17 protein-coding genes are annotated in these 19,736 nt (G+C 38.8%); all 17 read left to right on the top strand.

The features are described 5' to 3' along the window. Window positions 1–4: 4 nt before the first annotated feature. The 17 genes from HMPREF1252_RS07530 (at window position 5) to HMPREF1252_RS07450 (ending at window position 19,671) form a co-directional block, all read left to right on the top strand. Window positions 5–1,204: a collagen binding domain-containing protein gene (locus HMPREF1252_RS07530; protein ID WP_023060051.1), complete on the top strand. Its 1,200-nt coding sequence runs from the start codon at window positions 5–7 to the stop codon at window positions 1,202–1,204. Between the two features lie 1,373 nt (window positions 1,205–2,577). Next, window positions 2,578–3,459: a class C sortase gene (locus tag HMPREF1252_RS07525; RefSeq protein ID WP_023060044.1), complete on the top strand. Its 882-nt coding sequence runs from the start codon at window positions 2,578–2,580 to the stop codon at window positions 3,457–3,459. After that, window positions 3,452–4,336 carry a class C sortase gene (locus HMPREF1252_RS07520; protein ID WP_023060055.1) on the top strand — a complete coding sequence of 295 codons (885 nt, stop codon included), beginning with the start codon at window positions 3,452–3,454 and terminating at the stop codon, window positions 4,334–4,336. The genes HMPREF1252_RS07525 and HMPREF1252_RS07520 overlap by 8 nt, the downstream gene beginning before the upstream one ends. Next, window positions 4,329–5,201, top strand: a complete 873-nt coding sequence (locus tag HMPREF1252_RS07515; protein ID WP_023060071.1) for a class C sortase — start codon at window positions 4,329–4,331, stop codon at window positions 5,199–5,201. Before HMPREF1252_RS07520 ends, HMPREF1252_RS07515 begins: the two co-directional genes overlap by 8 nt. Before the next feature lie 808 nt (window positions 5,202–6,009). Further along, complete coding sequence (locus tag HMPREF1252_RS07510; RefSeq protein ID WP_023060082.1) at window positions 6,010–6,513, top strand: type III toxin-antitoxin system ToxN/AbiQ family toxin; 504 nt, start codon at window positions 6,010–6,012, stop codon at window positions 6,511–6,513. A gap of 320 nt (window positions 6,514–6,833) precedes the next feature. Next, window positions 6,834–7,472, top strand: coding sequence for a tRNA (guanosine(46)-N7)-methyltransferase TrmB (trmB, locus tag HMPREF1252_RS07505; RefSeq protein WP_023060065.1), 639 nt, complete (start codon window positions 6,834–6,836; stop codon window positions 7,470–7,472). Window positions 7,473–8,093: 621 nt separating this feature from the next. Then, window positions 8,094–8,459, top strand: coding sequence for a GntR family transcriptional regulator (locus HMPREF1252_RS07500; protein ID WP_023060085.1), 366 nt, complete (start codon window positions 8,094–8,096; stop codon window positions 8,457–8,459). Continuing rightward, window positions 8,431–9,768, top strand: coding sequence for a PH domain-containing protein (locus HMPREF1252_RS09345; RefSeq protein WP_023060046.1), 1,338 nt, complete (start codon window positions 8,431–8,433; stop codon window positions 9,766–9,768). Before HMPREF1252_RS07500 ends, HMPREF1252_RS09345 begins: the two co-directional genes overlap by 29 nt. Before the next feature lies 1 nt (window position 9,769). Further along, the gene (locus tag HMPREF1252_RS07490; protein WP_023060049.1) at window positions 9,770–10,495 is read left to right on the top strand and encodes an ABC transporter ATP-binding protein; all 726 of its coding nucleotides are present in this window, start codon (window positions 9,770–9,772) and stop codon (window positions 10,493–10,495) included. Continuing rightward, a complete protein-coding gene (locus HMPREF1252_RS07485; RefSeq protein ID WP_023060078.1) occupies window positions 10,482–12,161 on the top strand; it encodes a hypothetical protein in 1,680 nt (559 codons plus the stop codon). The genes HMPREF1252_RS07490 and HMPREF1252_RS07485 overlap by 14 nt, the downstream gene beginning before the upstream one ends. Before the next feature lie 1,672 nt (window positions 12,162–13,833). Continuing rightward, complete coding sequence (gene rsxC / locus HMPREF1252_RS07480) at window positions 13,834–15,165, top strand: electron transport complex subunit RsxC (RefSeq protein WP_008900912.1); 1,332 nt, start codon at window positions 13,834–13,836, stop codon at window positions 15,163–15,165. A gap of 2 nt (window positions 15,166–15,167) precedes the next feature. Next, the gene (locus tag HMPREF1252_RS07475; protein ID WP_023060057.1) at window positions 15,168–16,139 is read left to right on the top strand and encodes an RnfABCDGE type electron transport complex subunit D; all 972 of its coding nucleotides are present in this window, start codon (window positions 15,168–15,170) and stop codon (window positions 16,137–16,139) included. Next, window positions 16,136–16,732: an FMN-binding protein gene (locus HMPREF1252_RS07470; protein ID WP_023060052.1), complete on the top strand. Its 597-nt coding sequence runs from the start codon at window positions 16,136–16,138 to the stop codon at window positions 16,730–16,732. The genes HMPREF1252_RS07475 and HMPREF1252_RS07470 overlap by 4 nt, the downstream gene beginning before the upstream one ends. After that, window positions 16,732–17,328 (top strand): electron transport complex subunit RsxE, encoded by a 597-nt coding sequence (gene rsxE / locus HMPREF1252_RS07465; RefSeq protein ID WP_023060076.1) that lies wholly within the window; start codon window positions 16,732–16,734, stop codon window positions 17,326–17,328. The genes HMPREF1252_RS07470 and rsxE overlap by 1 nt, the downstream gene beginning before the upstream one ends. Beyond that, window positions 17,328–17,906: an electron transport complex subunit RsxA gene (rsxA, locus tag HMPREF1252_RS07460; protein WP_023060094.1), complete on the top strand. Its 579-nt coding sequence runs from the start codon at window positions 17,328–17,330 to the stop codon at window positions 17,904–17,906. Before rsxE ends, rsxA begins: the two co-directional genes overlap by 1 nt. A gap of 10 nt (window positions 17,907–17,916) precedes the next feature. Next, complete coding sequence (locus HMPREF1252_RS07455; protein ID WP_023060061.1) at window positions 17,917–18,837, top strand: RnfABCDGE type electron transport complex subunit B; 921 nt, start codon at window positions 17,917–17,919, stop codon at window positions 18,835–18,837. A gap of 144 nt (window positions 18,838–18,981) precedes the next feature. Further along, entirely contained in the window at window positions 18,982–19,671 is a 690-nt protein-coding gene (locus tag HMPREF1252_RS07450) for a response regulator transcription factor (RefSeq protein ID WP_023060062.1), read from the top strand. The last annotated feature ends 65 nt before the right edge of the window (window positions 19,672–19,736 follow it).

Genomic DNA, 19,736 nt, shown 5'->3' with positions numbered 1-19,736 from the left:
AGCCGTGCTAAAATTGAATAATAAAATATTTAAGCTACTTCTTGGCTGTGTAATTTTTAGCATGGTTATTATCTCAGGTGCTGTTTATGCTAAGAGCCTTACTATTGATTTGACTGGCAAGGATCGCAAAGCTAATGATGTGGCTAATAGAGAGATCGTCATCTGGAAGATTGGCGATAAGATTATTACTTCTGATAAGGATAAGGAAGATTTGGCGAAGAATCTTTATTCTTGGTCTGATGCTGCTTTGTCTAAGGAGTATAAAGATAAAACTACTGTTACTACCAATGATAAAGGCGTTGCGAGCCTTGATGGTTTTAAGTCTGGGACCTACTATGCTAGGGTTTCTGACAATGGTAAGGTTGAGATTTTTCCTTTTGTCTTTACTGTTGATGAGGCTAATAAGAACGACGTGACCATCATGCCGAAAGGTCGCCACGAGGTTCCGCCTCCTGATAATCATGTGGAACTTTTCAAGGTTTCTGCTGATGATGTGCCTCTTGCTGGGGCTGTCTTTAACCTCTACAAGGTGGTAAATGGCGAGGAGACTTTGGTGATGAGTAACCTTATTACTGATTCCAATGGCAAGATTTCGATTAAAGGTATCGAGCTTGGCGAGTATATCTTTGAAGAGGTGCAAGCGCCGGAGGGTTACAGGATTAAGAATGTGAGGACTCGTTTCGTTGTCAACGGTGGCACTACCAAGGTTGTGGTGGTGAACTACAAGGATTCTGACGGCGGCAAGAGGTTTAAAAAGATCGATTCTGATTCGAAGAAGCCTATTGAGGGCGTGCGTTTCATCGTTACTAGAAATGTGAATGGTTACGATGAAAGAGTGAAGATTAATGGCAAGGATTTGGTGCTTATTTCTGATAAGGATGGGTACTTTGCGGTGGATAATCTACCTTTTGGGACTTATTCTTTGTGGGAAGTGAAGCCTGCTGGGGGATATGAGCCTCTTGGCGGAGCTGAGTCTTTTGTCATTGATGGGAATTCTCTTGAGCTAGATAAGGTGGTTGAGAACAAACCGGTTCCGCCTCCTCCTGATGATGAGGAGAAACCGAAGAAACCTCCGAAAGATAAGGACAAGCCAAAGAAACCGAGAAGAATTCCGAAGACTGGTGACATTAGTTTGATTTTGATGTCGATTTTCGGGGTTATATGCTCTATTTGGGGCGGTGTTTTGGTGAAGGAAAATAAATGATAAATATGGGTTATGATTATGGATTGCGATCGTGGTTATGATTATGATTTATGATTGCGGTTGCGATTTGTGATTGTGATTTATGTTTATGTTTTGGAAAATTAAATAGCACAGGATTTTAATCAATATGTTATTTACCCCCTATGTACTGGTGTATGTAGGGGGTTGTTTTATGTGTGTTTTTTGAAGAAGGGATTTGTTGAACTCGACTGCTGTTTTTTTGGTTTTTGGGGTAACCGCCACACCAGTCATCCTGAGCGGAGACGGTGGAGGAAGGCGGAACCGTCGTAGTCGAAGGATCTCGAGTATGGTGGGGTCAGTTGGAATGAATTATTTGCCTAGACTTGGTCTTCGGAGGTTATACCCGTTCGACTCACTTCGTTCGCTCAGGGTGACCGCAGTTGGGAGAATCCCTATGAAATGTAGTCAGTTGGGAATGTTGTCGCTCGATATGTTTTAATAATTTGCAAAATTTGAAGACTCTACGCCTTCGGCTGTGGAACCTGGAAGGTTCCGCTACGGTTGTAGTTGCTAATGTTAGGTCTTCGGAAGTTATACCCGTTCGACTCACTTCGTTCGCTCAGGGTGACGACCACCTACTTACATTGTTTCACAAAAATTCTTAAGGAAGACAGTCACCCTGAGCGAAGGGTGGAGGATTACCGACACCCGTAGTCGAATGGGTATAAACCTGGTGGGGTTATGTTTGGATGATTTTTTTGGCTAAGATGGGTTAAATATGTGTCAGATCCTTCGACTTCAGAGCCTTACGGCTCTTTCGCTCAGGATGACCAAGTGGGAGGGATGACGCTCCTGCAGGATGACCGCAGTTGGAAGGTGTATAGTAGCCTTCGGCTGTGGAACCTGGAAGGTTCCGCTACTGTTGTAGTTGCCAATGTTAGGTCCTCGGAGGTTATACCCGTTCGACTCACTGGCGCTCGCTCAGGGTGACGACCACCTACTTACATTGTTTCACAAAAATTCTCAAGGAAAACAGTCACCCTGAGCGGAAATGACGAAGCATTGGATGAGTCATTGGAGTCGAACGGGTATAACCCTGGTGGGGTCAAGTTTGGATTATTTTTTTGGCAGAGACGGGTTAAATATGTGTCAGATCCTTCGACTTCAGAGCCTTGCAGCTCTTTCGCTCAGGATGACCAAGTGGGAGAGGGGACGTTCTTGTAGGATGACCGCAGTTGAGAGGAATTTTATTGGTAGTTTTAAGCAAACTAAGTTTTACTTATTTTAATAAAACATCGTAATCTACGATAAATTCCTTTTTTATTTTTCTCTCATGTTGGTTTTATTGTGGACCTTTATGGTAAAATATGTATAGTTAATTATTTTTATTTTGTATAGATTTTAGGAGGATTATGGCTAAGAGTAAGAGAAAAAGGACTTGGCCTTTTAAGTTAATTTTTATTTTAGGTTTTTTAGTTTTGATGTATCCGACGGTTTCTAGGCTCTATTATCGTGTGGAGTCTACGCAACAGGTGTCTAACTTCGATAGTGAAAAGAAGAAACTGTCTGATGAAGAGGTTAAGAGAAGGATTGATCTCGCTCAGGCTTTTAATGATTCTTTGGTGAATAGTGTGTCTGAGGATCCTTATGCCAAGGAGCGCCACAACAAGGGTCGTGCTGAGTACGCTCGCATGCTGGAGCTTCATGAGCAGATTGGTCACATTCAGATTCCTTCCATTGATGTGGATATTCCTATTCGTGCTGGTACTTCTGAGGATGTGCTTCAGGTGGCGGCTGGGCACTTGGAGGGTACGAGTCTGCCTATCGGTGGCAATTCTACCCACACGGTTATCACTGCTCATTCTGGGCTTCCTACGGCGAAGCTTTTTTCTGATCTTAAGAATGTGAAGCTTGGGGAGAGGTTCTATATTCACAATTTGAAGGAGACTATTGCCTACGAGGTTGACCAAATTCTTGTGGTTGAGCCTAGTAATTTCAGTGATCTTTTGATTGTGCCTGGTCATGATTATGCGACGCTTCTTACTTGTACGCCTATCATGATCAATACTCACAGGCTTCTTGTGAGGGGTCATAGGGTTCCTTATGATGAGGCTATTGATGATACGTTTATTCTAAGCAACAAGACTCACTTTAAGTATAAGTATATGTTTATGGGCGATATAGCGTTTATCGTGCTTATGCTTTTGATGATTTACAATTACAAGAGGAAGACGAAGAGGTATGTGTTGATTCTTAAGAATCACGAGGACAAGAGGGGTGATGGCAATGAGTAAGTCTACTGGTAAGAAGAAGATCTGGCCACTTGTTATTCTTTTCATCGCTGGTTTTGTCATCATGATGTACCCGATGGTTTCCAATTATTATTATAGAATCGAGGCTAATAATCAAATTCTCGAGTTCACTGAGAATGCGAAGTCCCTCGATCAGAATGAGATTTTAAGAAGGATTGAACTTGCTGAGGCTTACAATAGGGTTTTGGACCCTTCTAGACTCGCTGACCCTTATACTGAAAAGGAAAAGGAAGGTATTGCCGAGTATGCTCGTATGCTTGAGGTCAAGGAGAAGCTTGGGTTTGTGGAAATTCCTAAAATTGACACGAATCTTCCTATTTACGCCGGCACTAGTTTTGACGTGCTTAACAAGGGCGTTGGTCACTTGGAGGGTACGAGTCTTCCTATTGGTGGCAAGTCCACTCATACTGTGCTTACTGCTCACAGGGGGCTGCCTTCTGCGAGACTTTTTAGGGATCTGGACAAGCTTCAAAAGGGTGATATTTTCTATATCCACAATATTCAAACTGTGCTTGCTTATGAGGTGGATCAGATTTTGACGGTGGAGCCTTCCAATTTTGATCCGGTGTTAGTTGTGGACGACAAGGATTATGCGACGCTTCTAACTTGTACTCCGTACATGATTAACTCTCACAGACTGCTTGTGAGGGGGCATCGCGTGCCTTATGTGGCTCCTGTGAAGGAAGATTCTCGTGCGCTTATTTCCCTTGGTTTGGAATATAGGGACATGCTTGCGTTTACGATTCCTTTCTCTGTGGTGCTATTTGTGCTTGTGCTTTACTCTAGATCTGACTACAGAAAGGCGCTTAGAAGATACAGGGAATACATGGATTCGATTGAGGAGAAGAAAGATGAGTAAGAGAAACAAGGTTATTCTTGGATATCTTTTGATTATTTTGGGAATTTCGATTCCGCTTTATGGTTTTTTTAAACTTTCCAAGGACATCATCGCTGGGACTAGTGGCTACATGAAATTTATGAGTAGCGGCATGGAGCTTGATAAGCATACCTTAGGCGAGATTGAAAAATATAATAAATCTTTAAATGGTGAAGTAAATATCGTGGATCCATTTGCCACAGACGACTACGCTTCAGACTATTCATTTTTGGAGGACAAGGACCAGGTGTTTGCGTATCTAAGCATACCGAAGATTGATGTGACGGAGCCTGTGTACCTGGATGCTTCCAAGAAGCACCTCGCCATGGGGGTTGCCCATATTGAAGGGACGGATTTGCCTAGCGAAAAGCCTGGAACTAGGGCTGTCATTGCGGGACATAGAGGATACTACCAAGCGATTATGTTTTGGAATTTGGACAAACTTTCCGCCGGGGATTCTGTTTATTTAAGTTGGCCGAATAAAACCTTGGAGTACAAGGTGGCGGACAAAGAAATCATCGAAGCTTGGGAATGGGAGAAACTGGATTCTGTTCCTGGTAAGAAGATACTTACCTTACTAACTTGTGATCCGCTTACACCACCGAGAAAACAGAGACTCCTCGTCAATTGTAAATTGGTGGAAGATGTGGCAAAAGCAGATGTGACAGATGACAATGTGGAAGCCGCACCAGGTGTGAATGGACTCAAGAATGGAATCCTCGCAGTTACCGCTGTGCTTATAATACTTTTGGTAGTTTTTGTTTTGAAACTAGTAAGGTTTGTCGGCAGTGGTAATGGCAGGAAGGTTAGAAGAAATAGAAGACGAAACAACCGCCGGTCATCCTGAGGGAGAAAATTTATTTTCGATTCGAAGGATCTATTACAAAGTAAAATATATGATTTTGCCCCTAATTTGTGAAATAATTAGGGGTATTTTTTATTTTTAGGTAAAAGGGTGGGTGATTTTTGTAGCGGAATTTGAGAAATTAAAGGAACACAGTCACCCTGAGCGGAAATGACGAAGCCTAGGCTGAGTCATTGTAGTCGAATGGGTATAACCCTGGTGGGGTTAGACATTGATGATTGGTGTAATTGGATACACTGTGTCTCGATAGTATAAAATCATTTGCGATATTTAAAGACTTCACGCCTTCAGCTGTGGAACCTAGAAGGTTCCGCTATGGGGGATGAATTGGAATATATATTGTCATACGCCTTCGGCTGAATTTTTGTTTATTCGTCTGGAGGATTATTTGTTTAAAAATATAATTATAACTGATGAATGATTGATTTTTGTAGCGGAAGCAACCTGCTTCCATGACCGATAGGCTCTACGTGGAATTAAGTAGGGAATGGGTTAGACTTTTTGAGGTAAGACATTGATGTTTGGTGTAGTTTGGAGATTTCGCTACGGGATGAATATGAAACTATGAGCATTACACAAGATACCATTTTATTGACAGAAAAACATATCTATGGTATATTTTAATTGTAATAAAAGCGGTGTACGCAGCCATTAAATGCGAACTAAAAAAGCGGTGTACGCAGCCATTAAATGCGAACTAAAAAAGCGGTGTACGCAGCCATTAAATGCGAACTAAAAAAGGAAAAGTGGTTTGCTTATTGCAAGCCGCTTTTTTTGTAAAGGGGATAGAATGTTAAATTTATTTACAGTAGATAGTAAATTTTTAAACTATTTAAGAACTTTTGATAGTAAAGTTTTATTTAACCATGGTATTGATAGACCATATGTTGGCATTATTTTGAGCTTATCAACTGCTGATAGTTCTATTAATTATTTTGCGCCTCTATCTTCGCCTAAAAGAAAGCATATCACTATGAAGAATAATATTGATTTTATAAAAATTGATTCTGGAAATCTGGGAGCTATTAATTTAAATAATATGATACCTTTAGTTAATAATACTTATTTTAAAATAGATATTAATTCTATAAAAGATAAGAATTACCAGACTTTATTAAGTAAACAAATTAGGTGGATCAGATCGAATAAATTAAATATTACAAGCAAAGCGTATTCACTTTATAAAAAAATGACGCAAGATGACAGCTCTTTAACCTCTTTTGAGTTGAAGGTAAAAAGTCGTTGTTGTGATTTTTCTTTACTGGAAGATGTTGCCAATAGATATATGAAATAGTTTAAGAAGAATTATATTAATAAAAACACAAATCAAGTATAGGTTTGTGTTTTTTAGTTTGGTTAAAAGAGTGGTGATTGATGTAATTGGAATGTTGTCGTACGGCGATGTCTGAGTGGAGATAATGTAGTATCGATGTTGATGGAAGCTAATAGCTTCCGCTACAAAGTGTTAATGGTAATTTATGTGGTTGCACGGCTACGCCTGAAGACGGATGTTTCTGTAATGATGACAAGCATCCCGGGATTACTTCTAACAACAATACCCATCTTTTTCTTGAATTTAGCTGCCATTATCTATATAATCTACTTGGTGATTATATGAGACTTAGAAAGAAACATTTTGCCATTCCGGAGATGAAGGAGAATCCCTATGTGTTTTTTGAAACCGAGGGTTTGAAGGACCGTTGGCAGGAGATTTTTGGTAATAATAATGAAATCAGGGTGGAGCTTGGCGCTGGAAAGGGAGAGTTCCTTAGACAGATGGCGCTTAGGCATCCTGATGTGAATTTTGTGGCTTTTGATAAGGAGACCAACGCGTTTATCTATGCTGCAAGGAAGATAAAGGACAATGAACTTAATAATGTCAGGGCGGTTGCCATTGATATTGAAAAGATTGACGAAGTTTTCAACGAGGATGCGGTGAGCACTATCTATATTAATTTCTGCAATCCGTGGCCGAAGCCTCGTCAACAGAAGAGAAGGCTCACCTATCCGCTTTTTCTTGAGAGGTACAAGAAGTTTTTAAAAGTTGGTGGGAAAATCTACCTCAAGGTGGACGATAGGGACCTCTTCGAAGCGAGTCTTGATTATTTTGACGAATGCGGTTTTAAATGCGTGTTTAAGACTTTTGATATGAAGCTTGAGGATTTTCCGGATAATATTGTGACGGAGTACGAGAGCAAGTGGAGAAGTATTGATAAGCCAATTTTATATGGGATTTTCGAGAGGATAAATTAGCACTTTTAAAGTGCTTTTTTTGTTTTTTTTGGGAAAGGATTTTTGTTTATTCGTCTTGAGGATTATTAATCTTAAAAATATATTTATCTTTGAGGTACGATCTAATTTTGTAGCGGAAGCATTTTGCTTCCATAGCCGAGAGGCTCTGAGTGGAATCAATCTTGGATTCAAGACATTTAGACCTAATAAATAAAAAAATCAAAGAGTTATACGTTTTTGACAAATAGTCAATTATTTTGTATATTAAAGACATAATAGTCCTATAGGGACATAGTTGTGGAAACACAACCTATTAGATCTTGCGTCTTAGACGCAAAGGGATACCTGAGAAATCATGTATCCCTTTTTTATTTTAAATATATTTTAGGCGTAGGCAAATAATAATCTATGTTTGATTTGCAGAACTCGACTGCCTCTCAGGGTGACCGCAGTTGGGAAGTTCATTGTAGCCTTCGGCTGTGGAATCTAGAAAGTTCCGCTACGAGTGTGAATATTAAGAATGGTTGTTTCACGGCTTCGCCTGAGGATCATGTATTTAGTTCTAAATTTTACAAAAAATATTATTTAATTATATTGACAACTGTACCATGTGTTATATAATAAGTAATACAGAGGTGGGTTATGATTTATAAGATTGATACTACTAAAGACACTCCGATCTACATTCAGATTCGGAATATGTTTGTAAACCTTATCGCTTATGGCGAGCTGAAGAAGGGCGATCCCATTCCTTCTGTGAGAAGTCTTGCCAGTGATTTAAATTTAAATATTATGACGGTGCAGAAGGCTTATACCCTTCTAAAAGATGAGGGTTTTATCGAGGTGGACAGAAGTGTCGGCTCTCGAATCTATTCAGATGCTTCTCTTAAATGCGAGGCTTACGAAGAAAATTTGCAAGATTTATTTAAGGAGGCTATTGCCCGCGGTTATTCCAAAGACGAAGTGGAGGTGATTCTCGATGGTATTTATGATAATTCTACTTGCTAATGCATATTTCATTACAATTGTTGCGTACTTTTCTCAAAAGAGGAATCTGCGTTATGAAAATGGCTACGTTCTTGCGACGACCATGTCCTATGCGCAGTTTCAGTCCGATGAGGTACAGGAGATTCTAAATCACGAAAAAGAAATGCGAAAGAAGATTTGTATAGTTTCTCTATTCTTTCCTCTTCTCATGTTTGTGACCAAGTCTGAGGCGTTTATTATGTATATCTTCATCGTTTCTGTACTTGGAGTTTCTATGGGGATGGGCTATTCCACCTATCTTTCAATGAGGAATCTAAGGGCGCTTAAGAAGTCGTGGAACGTGGACGATGCCAAGGTGCTCTTTGTAGACGTGGTGGCGAATATGGAGATTGAAAAGGCGAAGATTTCAGAATATTTTTATATTTTGCCTATTATCTTGCTCTTACCTTCGCTTTTGAAGTTTAAAATCAACACTCTTGCTTTTACGATTATTGTAACGGGGCTTATAAATGTGCTCCTCTTTCTCTTCTTTGCTTTTATTTTGAGAAGGAGGGGAAACACGGTTTACACTTCAGATAGGGATGAAAATATCCGCAGAAATCTACGAGCAAAGGTCTATCCTGAAAGAGTTGCAATCATCCTCGCTACGATTTTTTCAGGGATTACTTCTGTGCTGGTACTTGCATTAGATGATTTTATAGAAGGGAAGTTTATCCTTTGGTACTTGGTTGCGGAGATGGCTGTGGTGCTTAGCTACACCATCTACCTTGTGAAATCAGAACAGAAGATTGACGAAGAGTTTATCTCTTCTGAAGATGATTTCTACGATCTTTTCGGCTACAACAATCCAAATGATCCGAGAATTCTCGTGCCTTCCAAGTTAAATATTGGAAATATGGAAATAAATCGTGGCAACAAGGCGGGCAAGATAATCTACTTAGTTTCTACGATTTTAATTATCGCTCTGGTGGGTTCTGTGGGATATTTTCTATCTCCTGCCAAGTATAGCTATGAATTTATCGGTGACAGAATGGAGATTAGCGCCAAGATTTATAGCGACAAAATTGATCTTTCCGATGTGGAAAATTTGGAACTTCTCGACGAATTTCCAAAGGTGGAGATGATTCGGACCAATGGTGCTGCCATCGAGTCCCAAGGTTATGGTGATTTTGAGATGAAGGGTATCGGACCTGTGAGACTCTACATTTACAGAAATGTAGATAAGGTCATCCATATGAAGACGAAGAACAAAAATTTCTACTTCAATATGGAAGACGATGAAAAGACGATTGAACTTTATAATAAAATTAAGACTAATTTAGGAGAATAATATGCTTGAAATTAAAAATTTAACTAAAAAATTCGGTGACAAGGTGGCGGTGGATAACATCGACCTATCTGTAAAATCTGGGGAAATCTACGGATTTCTCGGTCCAAACGGCGCTGGTAAGACCACGACGATTAAGATGATCGTGGGCATGCTTATGCCTGATGGCGGAAGTATATCTGTTGACGGAATCGACGCAATTCACGATGATGTGGAAGCGAAGAGGCAGATCGCCTACGTACCGGACAGTCCAGAAATCTACGACATCATGACTGGAAGGCAGTATCTAAACTTTATCGCCGACGTGTTTGAACTTAGCGACGAAGAGAGAAATAAACAGATTGATAGATACGCAGAAGTATTTGAGATGAAGGACAATCTCGATGTGATGATCGCTGGATATTCCCACGGAATGAAACAAAAGATCGTCATCATGGGAGCGCTGATCCACAGTCCAAAACTTTTAATTCTCGACGAACCAATGGTTGGCCTCGATGCGAAATCTTCGTTTAGATTAAAGGAAATCATGAGAGCCTTGGCAGATGAGGGCAGGACTGTGTTTTTCTCCACCCACGTAATGGAAGTTGCAGAAAATCTCTGTGACAGAATCGGTATCATCAACAAGGGTAAGATTATAGCTGTTGGGACTCTTGACGAAATCAAGGCCGCGGCGAAGGACACAGGCAGCTTGGAAAAAATATTCTTGGAGCTAACAGATGACAGAGCTTAAAACATTAATAAAGAAAGATTTAAAAAGTTTCACTTATAGAATTTTCAATTTGAGGACCAACGATGGCAAAGGAAAAAGAAAGAGAATTTTAAATATCTTTTTATCTCTGATTTTAACCATCTACATCATAGGACTTTTCGGAGTGGTGGCTCTATCTGCAATCACAGAAATTGCTAGGACTGAAGCGGGATACATGGTTATGATTCAGCTTTTCCTTGGAATGGGAATATTCTTATTGATATTTTACATGGTGGCATTTATGTCGGCGATCTTCTACTCAAACGAGGTGAAGATGCTCATGACCTTGCCAATCAAGAGGGAAAACATCCTATTTGCAAAGGCACTATCAATGGGGCTTATCTTCTACATCATATTTGGAATTTACGTGAGCTTCGTCTATATTCCTTATGCCAATGCTGGATTCAACGACGTTGCGAAGATCTTTCCGGTAATCATGCTTGTCATAGGTTCTGTAAACTTTGAAATTGCTGTCATCACAATAGTTGTGTCAGTTGTAATGAGGTACCTAAACCAATTTAGAAGCACTAAGTACATCTTCCAAGTGGTTGGATTTATGCTTTTGCTCGGCTTTTCCATAGGAATTCAATTCTTTGTAAACAGTGCAGTTACAAAGAATATTGCGGTTTCTGGAGGAATAGAAAAAGTTGCAAGTTGGGTGCCACAGATTTTCTTTTTGAAAGTAATACTTGAAAAGAATATAGTTGTGTCAGTGCTTGTGGGATTTGTTGCCCTATTGCTTGGAAGTGGAATTCTATATATATTTTCAAAAGTATCAACTGGATTTGTATTCAAGGCGATTAATCTTGAAAACTCAAAAGATTCTCACAAGAAGCATGTAAAGGCGAGGGCAAACTCCAAAGAAAGTGTTGCGAAGACCTTGATGAAGAGAGATCTATTAAATATTGTGAAGACTCCCGTATTTCTATTCAATGTGGGAATTGGTGGACTTATCTTGGCGGTGTTTGTGATATTTTTCCTATTTAGCAGTTCAAAAACTCTAGGAATAACCCCAAGTTATGGAGTAGTATCAGAGCTTATCGGCTCATCATTTTCATCTCCAATTGAAGAAGTAATCTTTGCAGCAGCAGCATTCTTCCTAGTTGGAGCAATTGTGAGCATATCAAGTAACACAGCACTTACCAGTTTTACGAGGGAAGGAAAAAAGATTTGGCTGACACAAACCTTGCCAATCTCTGCGAAAGAACAGGTGAGAGGAAGAGTTGCAGCATCAATTTTGCTACAAAGTGTAAACACAATCCCAACTGCATTAATAGCATTATTCTTGGTGGGATTTAGACCAATGTTTATTATCGGAGCCTTGGTAGGACTTGGGGTTGCAATGTTTTTCATAGCGGCATTGGCGATGCTTGTAGGATCATTTAAACCGAAACTCGACTGGGACAACCCACAACAAGCGGTGAAGAGAAACGGAACGGTAATGGTATTTAACCTCGGATTTCTCGGATATATATTCTTGGCAAAATTCATTATATTGGATATATTACCAAAGTATATGAGTCTTAAGTCTCTGGGCGGACCGACGAAAATCGTGGCGGTGGTGCTTGCGGTGCACCTCATTGCGGCGGTTGTTATGTACATGGTCGCACCGATTGTTGTGAAGAAAAGAATGAGAATGTATAATTAGATTTTTAATTATAAAATTTTTAGAAAATAGCGGCATAATGTCGCTATTTTTTTGTGGGGAAAATGGATTCCAAATTGAATCTTCCAAATAAAGTAACACTGAGCGGAAATTACGAAGTCAAAGGCTGATTTGCAGAACTCGACTGCCTCTCAGGGTGAAGGCAGTTGGGGGAACGATATTAAGAAAACCAAAAGGAAGACCGTCACCCTGAGCGGAAATGACGAAGCCTAGGCTGAGTCATTGGAGTCGAATGGGTATAACGATGGTGTGGTTAAAAACTGATGATTAATTTTAAATGCTATCCGGATAGCATCAAAAATATGAATAAATATCTTTTACATAACCAAACCCTATTCTTTCTTCTTCAAATCTTTTTTTACGAGGGAGAGGGAGGAAATTAACGTCTCTCGAAAAAACTTGCGGTTTTCTCTTCGAGACTCGCAGTTTCCTCCCTTCTCCCTCGAGCTCCCTCTACCCACCTCGCATTGGGGAGGTTTTGGTAGTGATTTTTTTATCCGGCTAAAATTTTCCAAACTCGCTATGCTCAAACAGTGGAAAATTTCTTAACGCCGGAAGCAAAAATCACTTGTGGTGGTAGAGGCTATATCTATAGAAGGTATTGATTAAGGATACTAAGGAATAGGTTTGAGGAATGTTCAAAATTTATTTCTAAGAAAACTTATAAAAGATTTATTTTTGTAGCGGAAGCATTTTGCTTCCACAGCCGAGAGGCTTATTTAAATAAAACTAAAGGAAGACAGTCACCCTGAGCGGAAATGACGAAGCCTAGGCTGAGTCATTGGAGTCGAATGGGTATAACGATGGTGAGGTTAAAAACTGATGATTAATTTTAAATGCTATCCGGATAGCGTGATAATTGTTATTGATATTATTATAAATGCTTATGTTGGATAAATATAGGTCAGATCCTTCGACTCACTGCTTTCGCTCAGGATGACAATCCTCTATACATTCATCATAGAGAATTATAAAATTTCAACCAAGTCATTTAAGTAAACACTATATAGCAAGAAGTTTTAAAATAAACCTCCCACCAAGTCATCCTGAGCGGAGACGGTGGAGCAAGGCGGAACCGTCGTAGTCGAAGGATCTCGAGTATGGTGGGGTTATGTTCGGATGAATTCACTTGCCAAGACTTGGTTCTCTGAGGTTATACCCGTTCGACTCACTTCGTTCGCTCAGGATGACTGTCTTCCTTAAGGTTTTCTAAGTAGAGCCTTCGGCTATGGAAGCAAAATGCTTCCGCTACGGGGATGAATAGGATGAATGGTTGCTGCACGGCTACCGTCTGAGGATAGATAGTTTAGTATCAAAGTTAATGGAAGCAGATTGCTTCCGCTACGGATAATCATCCAGACTTGTTCACACCAGGGGATCTGTGTTCTTTGCGCCTTTTTAAAAAAGATAAAAATTAGTATTTTCTACAAAAATCAAATTCCCACCATTTTACTATGGTTATATAGTCTTTAGGTTATATTTATTTTTTTCTATCCTTTCGATTTAAATGATAGCTAATATTAAAAACTATTATAATTTACACATTTACGATAAGTATGTTATTTTTTTATTATATTTGATTGAGGTCATTTTGCTAAAGTGTTATAATTAATTTTATAGAATAATATGAACTTATCTTTAAAGAGGTGAATTTATGAGTTCAAGAAATCTCACGTTTTCAGTTGGTGGGATTCACTTTGATGAGCATAAGGAACTCTCAGAGAAATGTCAGATAGAAACTATGCCGGAGGTTGAACTTGTAGCAATCCCTATGTCTCAACATATAGGTGCTGCAAACAAACCTATCGTTAAGGTTGGCGACCATGTTAAAATGGGCCAAAAGATCGGTGATTCTGAAGCGTTTATCTCTGCTCCTGTGCATGCGAGTGTATCCGGAACCGTGGAAGCTATCAAAATGATGTACACAGCAGATGGCAGATACTGTGAACATATTGTTATTAAGAATGACAAGCTCGGCGAAGAGGCTGAGCGCGTACCTATGCCAAATTATGAAGAAAAATCCCTAGATGATATGATTCCTTTCGTTAAAGAAAAGGGTATTGTCGGTATGGGTGGGGCAGGTTTTCCTCTTCATGCGAAGATTAAAAACGAAAATCCTGTTCTTGATGAGTGTGTTATCAATGGTGCGGAATGTGAACCTTTCCTTACTTGTGACCACAGAATCATGTTAGAAAAGACTGATGAAATACTTAAGGGTCTTGAAATCTTTGCAAACTACTACAACAAGGATGTTTCTTACATGGCTATCGAAGAAAATAAGCCTGATGCCATCGAAAAGATGGAAGAAAGAATTAAGAGCAATCCTGCTTGGAGCCATATTAAGGTAGTAGGTTGTAAGACCAAGTATCCTCAAGGGGATTCTAAGAGACTATCTGAAGCGGTAGTTGGCAGAATCGTCCCTCAAAATGGCGTTACCAACACTGTTGGGGTTTTCTTAACCAACGTTGGTACTACTCTTGCTTTTTATGAAGCTGTGATTGAAGGTAAGCCTTCTTACGAAAGAGTGATCACTGTTTCTGGTTCTGGTATCAATAAGCCTAAGAATATCTTGGTTAAGATCGGAACTTCTGTAAGAGACATATTAGATTTTTGTGGCGGTGTTAAGGATAATACTGTTGAGATCGTATGCGGTGGTCCTATGACTGGTAAGTCTGTATTCGATTTAGACAGTCCTATTACCAAGACTACTTCTGGTATCCTTGTGTTTACTGATGAAGACATTGATACTTATGAAGAAAGCCCTTGTATTAGATGCTCTAGATGTATAGATCATTGTCCTGCTAGGATTAATCCTTCTGGAATCAATGGAGCTATCCTTAGAGGAAATGTTGACGCTTGTATCGGACTTCATGCTGACCAATGTATGGAATGTGGTATATGTTCTTTCGTTTGCCCTGCAAAGAGACATTTGACCCAATCTATAAAGCTTGCTAAGCGTGAAATCAGAATGAAATCAGTGAGGTAAGTATGGAAAAAGAAAATTTAAACGCTAATTATTTTGTATCTCTTGCCCCACATATTAGAAGTAAGGATACTGTTCAAAAGATAATGCTTGACGTAATTATCGCACTTATTCCAGCTCTTTTAGGTGCTATCTATTTCTTCGGAATTAGAGCCCTATTTTTGACTATAGTTTGTGCTTTTTCATGTCTAGCATCTGAATATTGTTATCAAAAGTTAGCTAAAAAACCTACTCAAGTACACGACCTTTCTGCGATTGTAACTGGTATTTTAATCGCATTTAACCTTCCTTATGATTTTCCATATTGGATGGCTATTTTCGGCTGTGTATTTTCAATTATCGTTGTTAAAGAATGTTTCGGTGGTATCGGATTTAACTTCATGAACCCAGCTCTTGCTGCAAGAATCGTGCTTATGGCATCCTGGGCAAAGGAAATGACCGCATACATCAACTATGACACTATTGCACAAGCAACTGTGGATGGAATGGTAGAAGCTACTCCACTTCAAGTTATAAAAGCTGGAAATTTTGAGAGTCTTCCACCACTTATGAATATGTTCACCGGAAAAATCTACGGTGTAATCGGAGAAACCTCTGCGGCTCTTCTATTACTAGGTGGACTTTATCTAATCATTAGAAATGTAATTAACTGGAGAATCCCAGTTTTCTATATACTTACAACTGCAGTATTTTTACCAATACTTGGAGTACCTTTTAATATAATCCCATATGAAATCCTAGGTGGAGGACTTTTCCTAGGAGCTTTCTTCATGGCTACAGATTATACAACTTCTCCTGGTAACAACAGAGGTAAGATTATATTTGCAATAGGTTGTGGTATTATAACCGCAGTCATAAGAACCAAGGCTTCACTACCAGAAGGTGTATCTTATTCAATATGCCTAATGAACGTAGCAACTCCATTAATCGACAGATTAACTAAGACAGAAGCTTACGGGGAGGTGCAAAATAAATGAAAGAACCAATTAAATTCGGAATAATTCTTTTAATATTCTGTGCAATATCAGCAGGACTTCTTGCATATGTAAACGGAATAACCGAACCGAAGATTAAACAAATGGAATTCGAACAAACTATGAAGTCTTACCAAGCTATATTTGGAGAAGCAGCAGATGACTTTGAAGAATATGACAAGGCAAAACTAGAAGAAATACAAGCAAACTATCCTGACATTCAAAATGTATTCGTTGCTAAAAAAGGCGGCGAAGTAGTAGGATACGGTATAAATGTAAACACCAACGGATTTGGTGGTTCAATGACAAATGCCATAGGAATCCTACTTGACGGAGATAAATTGGCAGGATTTAGAAATATTACAAACCAAGAAACAAAAGGATTTGGAACACATATAGAAGGTGAAGACTACACATCAAGCTATAATGGCAAATCTGCAGCAGGACCTGTTGAATATGCAAAGGACCCATCTGGTGAAAACCAAGTTATGTGGATCTCAGGCGCAACAGTTACTTCAAAAGCAGTAGTAAAAGGCGACAACATAGCAATCGAAGTCTACAACCAAGTTCTAAAAGCTGATGGGGGTGCAAACTAATGAAATTAAGTAAAGTATTTACAAATTCAATGATTAAACACAACCCTATCTTCATGCAACTGATAGGACTATGTTCAGTACTAGCAATTACAAACAGTCTTCAAAACGCAATAGCAATGGGGGCTGCAGTAACCTTCGTACTAATCATGAGTAACGCAGTAGTATCAATATTTAGAAATATAATCCCTGACAAGATCAGAATCCCATGCTTCATAGTAGTAATAGCAACATTTGTAACATTAGTACAAATGATACTACACGCATTTTCACCAGCAATCTACGGCGCACTAGGAATATTCCTACCACTAATCGTAGTAAACTGCTGTATATTAGGAGAAGCAGAAGGATTTGCATATAAAAACAAATTAATCCCATCAATAGTAGATGGACTAGGAACAGGAATAGGATACTCTCTAGCAGTAATCACAATGGGCTTCATAAGAGAACTTGTGGGCTACGGAACATTACTAGATAAAAGGATTCTACCAGAAGCATTCCCAGGAATAGGTCTAATGGGAGCCCCAGCAGGAGCATTCATACTACTAGGATTTTTAATTGCAGGATACAGATCAATACTATCTAGGAGGGGAGAATAATGGCAGGTAAAATAATAACCATATTAATATCCACCATACTAGTAAATAACTACGTATTCGCACAATTCTTAGGAATCTGTCCATTCCTTGGAGTATCATCTAAGACAGAAACAGCAACAGGAATGGGAATCGCAGTAACATTCGTAGTAGTACTAGCATCAATAATCACATGGTGCATACAAAAGTTTATACTAGACGTATACCATCTTGAATACTTACAAACCATAGTATTTATACTAGTAATAGCATCACTAGTACAATTCGTAGAAATGGTAATCAAGAAGATCTCACCAGCACTATACACAGCCATGGGGGTATTCTTACCACTTATTACCACCAACTGCGTAGTACTAGGAGTAACAGTACTAAACATCCAAAACGGATACGGAATAATAGAAACCATCTTCTCAGGACTAGGAGCATCACTTGGATTTTCAATGGCACTAATACTAATGAGTTCACTAAGAGAAAGACTTGCCCTAGGAGCTGTACCAAAGCCACTACAAGGAGTACCAATAGCACTAATAAGTGCAGGCTTAATGGCACTAGCGTTCTCCGGATTTGGCGGATTGGTATAAGGAGGAAAAGATGTCTTCAATAATAACACCAATAATAATACTAGGTATAATAGGAGCACTATTTGGAGTCATACTATCTATAGCATCTAAAGTATTTGCAGTAGAAGTAGATCCAAAAGTAATAGCAGTTAGAAATGCTCTACCAGGAGCAAACTGTGGAGCCTGCGGATTCCCAGGATGTGACGGACTAGCAGACGCAATAGCAAGAGGAGAAGCACCAGTAACAGGATGCGTAATCGGGGGAGCCCAAGTAGCAGCAGCAGTTGCAGATGTAATGGGAGTAAACGCCGGCAACGTAGAAAGACAAGTAGCAGTAGTTAAATGTCAAGGAACCTGTGAAGCAGCAAAAGATAAATATGAATACAAAGGCTTAGTAGACTGTAGATTAATAGCAGACTTTCAAAAAGGTTCAAAAGCCTGCAGTTACGGCTGTTTAGGTGGCGGAACCTGTACAACAGTATGTGACTACGACGCAATCCATATCACAGACGGCAAAATCGCCGAAGTAGACAAGGAAAAATGCGTAGCATGTATGAAATGTATCAAAATCTGTCCAAAGAATATAATCGGACTAATGCCATACAAACAAAAAACAGAAGTAAAATGCTTCTCAAAAGATGCAGGTAAAGAAGTAAGAACATACTGCAGTAACGGATGTATCGGATGTGGAATCTGTGAAAAGAAATGTCCAAAAGACGCAATCCACGTAACAGACAACCTAGCAGCAATCGATTATACAAAATGTATCAACTGCGGAATCTGCGTAGCCAACTGTCCAACAGGCGCAATCTTCTGTGAATATCCAGAAAGAATCGCAAAAATAAAAGAAAACCAAAGACTACAAGCAGAAAAGAAGAGACAAGAAGCATTGGCAGCAAAAGCGAAGATGGAAGCAGAAAAAGAAGCAGCAAAAGAAGAAGCCACAGTATGATAAAAAATATTAAAATAAAGGAGCTTAGGCTCCTTTTTTTATGCTTGACTTTTTTTAGCAGGTTATGCTTTACTTTTGTTAGCGGGTTTTAATATATATAATTAAGTCAGGTAAGTTTTAGTTAAGAGAGTAGGTTGTAAAGATATGGAAAACAAAAAGTGGAAGATTTTTTTGATAGAAGATGACAAGGTAATTGCAGAAGGAATTGAAAGGCACCTCGAGTTTTGGAACTATGAAATAAAAATTGCAGAGGACTTTCAAAATATTTTTGATGAATTTAAAAACTTCCATCCTGATTTAGTTTTAATGGATGTGACTCTTCCCTTTTACAATGGTTATCATTGGTGCAAAATTATTAGGAAAAATTCTAAAGTTCCAATTTTATTTATTTCAGCTGCGGATGAAAATTTAAATTTAATAATGGCAATGGATCTTGGAGCAGATGATTATCTGACTAAGCCATTTGAACTAGAGCTGTTACAAATAAAAATAAGAGCATTGCTTAGAAGAGCTTACGAATATATTGAGACAAGAAATATTTTTTACAAAGACATAAGACTTGACTGCGAAAAGATGATTATATCAAGAGAAAACAAAGAAATAGAACTCACGAAAAATGAATTTAAAATTTTAGAAATTCTCTTGGAAAAGCCAGGTAAAGTTGTTAATAGAGATGAAATTATTGATAAAATTTGGCAAACTGATTCCTATATTGACGACAACACCTTAACAGTAAATGTAATGCGTCTAAGAAAAAAGCTAGAAGATATAAATATTTTTGAGTTAATAAAAACTAAGAAGGGAGTAGGCTATTATGTCCCACCTGCCAATTAAAAGTTTTTTAAAGAGAGAAAAGTTTACATTAATTCTTGGATTTTTCATATTTTTTTATATCCTGG

This window comes from Peptoniphilus sp. BV3AC2 (assembly GCF_000478945.1).
In the GTDB taxonomy this organism is placed as follows: Bacteria; Bacillota; Clostridia; order Tissierellales; family Peptoniphilaceae; genus Peptoniphilus_B; species Peptoniphilus_B duerdenii.
Note: the sequence above shows the minus strand (reverse complement) of the source record. Positions and strands in the feature narration are given on the sequence as shown.

Bases quoted from the DNA above. Each gene is read 5' to 3' on its own strand.
- HMPREF1252_RS07525 (WP_023060044.1), top strand. From the start codon at position 2,578: ATGGCTAAGAGTAAGAGAAAAAGGACTTGGCCTTTTAAGTTAATTTTT.
- HMPREF1252_RS07520 (WP_023060055.1), top strand. From the start codon at position 3,452: ATGAGTAAGTCTACTGGTAAGAAGAAGATCTGGCCACTTGTTATTCTT.
- HMPREF1252_RS07515 (WP_023060071.1), top strand. From the start codon at position 4,329: ATGAGTAAGAGAAACAAGGTTATTCTTGGATATCTTTTGATTATTTTG.
- HMPREF1252_RS07510 (WP_023060082.1), top strand. From the start codon at position 6,010: ATGTTAAATTTATTTACAGTAGATAGTAAATTTTTAAACTATTTAAGA.
- trmB (WP_023060065.1), top strand. From the start codon at position 6,834: ATGAGACTTAGAAAGAAACATTTTGCCATTCCGGAGATGAAGGAGAAT.
- HMPREF1252_RS07500 (WP_023060085.1), top strand. From the start codon at position 8,094: ATGATTTATAAGATTGATACTACTAAAGACACTCCGATCTACATTCAG.
- HMPREF1252_RS09345 (WP_023060046.1), top strand. From the start codon at position 8,431: ATGGTATTTATGATAATTCTACTTGCTAATGCATATTTCATTACAATT.
- HMPREF1252_RS07490 (WP_023060049.1), top strand. From the start codon at position 9,770: ATGCTTGAAATTAAAAATTTAACTAAAAAATTCGGTGACAAGGTGGCG.
- HMPREF1252_RS07485 (WP_023060078.1), top strand. From the start codon at position 10,482: ATGACAGAGCTTAAAACATTAATAAAGAAAGATTTAAAAAGTTTCACT.
- rsxC (WP_008900912.1), top strand. From the start codon at position 13,834: ATGAGTTCAAGAAATCTCACGTTTTCAGTTGGTGGGATTCACTTTGAT.
- HMPREF1252_RS07475 (WP_023060057.1), top strand. From the start codon at position 15,168: ATGGAAAAAGAAAATTTAAACGCTAATTATTTTGTATCTCTTGCCCCA.
- HMPREF1252_RS07470 (WP_023060052.1), top strand. From the start codon at position 16,136: ATGAAAGAACCAATTAAATTCGGAATAATTCTTTTAATATTCTGTGCA.
- rsxE (WP_023060076.1), top strand. From the start codon at position 16,732: ATGAAATTAAGTAAAGTATTTACAAATTCAATGATTAAACACAACCCT.
- rsxA (WP_023060094.1), top strand. From the start codon at position 17,328: ATGGCAGGTAAAATAATAACCATATTAATATCCACCATACTAGTAAAT.
- HMPREF1252_RS07455 (WP_023060061.1), top strand. From the start codon at position 17,917: ATGTCTTCAATAATAACACCAATAATAATACTAGGTATAATAGGAGCA.
- HMPREF1252_RS07450 (WP_023060062.1), top strand. From the start codon at position 18,982: ATGGAAAACAAAAAGTGGAAGATTTTTTTGATAGAAGATGACAAGGTA.